The 2,232-nt window shown below is 71.1% G+C and carries 1 protein-coding gene and 2 pseudogenes; 2 read left to right on the top strand and 1 reads right to left on the bottom strand.

The features are described 5' to 3' along the window. A pseudogene (locus GJ632_RS22630) lies at positions 1 to 263 on the top strand (hypothetical protein); the annotation flags it as partial. Positions 264 to 305: 42 nt separating this feature from the next. On the opposite strand, the gene GJ632_RS21030 reads toward GJ632_RS22630, so the two are convergent. Further along, a complete protein-coding gene (locus GJ632_RS21030) occupies positions 306 to 1,958 on the bottom strand; it encodes a TrkA family potassium uptake protein (protein ID WP_191453941.1) in 1,653 nt (550 codons plus the stop codon). Between the two features lie 54 nt (positions 1,959 to 2,012). On the opposite strand from GJ632_RS21030, the pseudogene GJ632_RS21025 reads away from it, so the two are divergent. Beyond that, a pseudogene (locus tag GJ632_RS21025) lies at positions 2,013 to 2,232 on the top strand (hypothetical protein); the annotation flags it as partial.

The following is a 2,232-nucleotide window of genomic DNA, read 5'->3' as shown; positions in this document are numbered from 1 at the left end:
GACACGGCGGCGCACGTCCCCGTCGCCGTCGCCTTCTTCGTCCTCCTCGCCGCGCGCTCGCATCGACGGCGGTCCGTCGGCGGACGACGACGACGGGGCGGGCGTCGCTCCTCCTCGCCGCCGTCTCGGTGGCGGCGTGGCCGCTCTGGTTCCTCGCGGACATCGGGCCGGGCGTCGCCGTCCCCGAACTGATCGGCGCGCTCTCGCTCGCGACGTGGGTGGTGGCGCTCGCGCCCCCGGCCCCGATGCGGGCGCGGGAGTGAACGCGGACGACGGCCGGAGAATCAGGTCGGGCGCGCGGCGAGTCAGCCGCAGAGGACGTTGAACCGGTTGATGTCCTCGTCGGTGCCGGCGACGACGAGCACGTCGTTCGAGCGGACGACGAAGTCGGGACCGATTTCGGTCAGCAGTTCGCCGTCGCGTTCGGCGGCGATGACGGTGCAGTTCGTCCGGGCGCGCACGTCCGCCTCGGCGAGCGACTGGCCCGCTAGCTGCGGGGCGGTGGTCCGGACGATTTCGACCTGCGACTGCGGGGCGATGACCTCCTCCTCGGTCAGGTTCGACGCGAGGATGCGACCGCTGACCGTCGAGAGCGCGAGGACGTACTCCGCGCCCGCGCGGTACAGTTTGGTGATGCTCTCGGCGTCGTTGGCGCGGGCGATGACCTCCGTCTCCGGCGCCAGTTGCTTGACGACGAGGGTGGCGAAGATGGCCGTGGTGTCGTTGTCGAGGGCGAGGATGACGCTCTGCGCGTCGTCGATGTCGGCCGACAGGAACGACTGCTTGTTCGTCGCGTCGCCGACGACGTCCACGCCCGGCTTGTCCTCTCGGTCGAGGACGACGCTGGGCACGTTGCCCGAGACGAGGGCGTCAACGGCCGTCGTGCCCACCTCGCCGTAGCCCGCGACGACGACTTTCCCCCGGCGGAACCGCCGCGTCTCCGAGCGCGTGAGTTCCTTCAGTCGCTCCAACTGCTCCTCTCGGCCGGTGACGAGGAGGGTTGTGTGTTCGTCGACGACGGCTTCGGGGTCCGGCGGCGTGACGAACTCGCCGCGGAACCACGCGCCGATGATGTTCACGCCCGTCCGCCGACCGATGTCGCTCTCGGCGATGGTGTCGCCTTCGAGCGCCGACCCGCGCTGGACCAGCACTTCCGCGACTTCGAAGTCGTCGCCGATTTCGACGGCGTCGTCGATGTCGGCGGCGATGGGGGAGGCGGCCTTGCGGGCGAGACTCTCCCCGAGGATGCGGCGGGGCGAGACCACCTGGTCGGCGCCGGCGTACCGGTGGTAGTCCGACAGCGTGGCGTCCTCGATGAGGCTGATGACGCGCAGGTCCGGCGCCGCCTGCTTCGCCGAGAGGATGATGGAGGCGTTCGTCTCGTCGTCGGCGTCGGCGACCAGCGCCATCGCCTCCCCCGCGTTCGCGGCCTCCAGCGTGTCCACCGACTCGGGGTTGCCGTGGACGACTTCGTACGCCTCGGCGTCGAGCCGCTGGGCCGTCTCGCGGTCCGACTCGACGACGACGTAGGGGACGCCGCGGGACTCCAGTTCCTCGACCAGCGTGTCGCCCCGCGAGGTGAACGAGCAGATGATGACGTGGTCCGTCCGCGCCGTCGCCGTCGGCGGCGCGGTCCGCAACGCCTCCTCCACCAACGGGACGACGAACAGGGGGAGCGTGAGGAAGATGGCCGTCACGCCCGACAGCATCATCGGGATGGTGATGAGTTTCATCGCGTCCGTCGTCCACTGGGCGGCGTCCTCGCCGTACCCCGTGGTGGTGAACGTCTCGACGACGACGTGCAGTGCGTCGACGTAGGTGACGGAGATGCCCTCGAACGTCGCCATCCCCCACCGGTACAGCGCCGCGTACGCGAGCATCAGGGCGGCCACTCCGACGAGGAACAGCAGCAACCGACGTTTCGCATCGGAGAGCGTTTCGGCGGGCCCATCGACCATACGTCCTCCCGGTGGACCCCCGAGGGATAAAAGGTCGCCGTCCCTCGGTGGCGCATGGGCCGCCGTCGCGACGCTCTCCTCGCACTCGCCGTCGCTCTCCCCGCCGTCGCCGCCGTCCTCGTCCTCGACGCGCCCGTGACGCCCGTCGCCGTCGTCGCGGGGGCGGCGGGCGCACTCGCGGTCGAAGCGGTCCTGTCCGCGCGTGCGGCCCGCGTGCGGGCCGTGTGGGAACGGCCGGCGTCCAACTCGTCGCCGTCGTCGCCGGACTCGCCCT

The sequence above is a fragment of the Halogeometricum sp. CBA1124 genome (assembly GCF_009741955.1).
Classification (GTDB): Archaea; Halobacteriota; Halobacteria; order Halobacteriales; family Haloferacaceae; genus Halogeometricum; species Halogeometricum rufum.
Note: the sequence above shows the minus strand (reverse complement) of the source record. Positions and strands in the feature narration are given on the sequence as shown.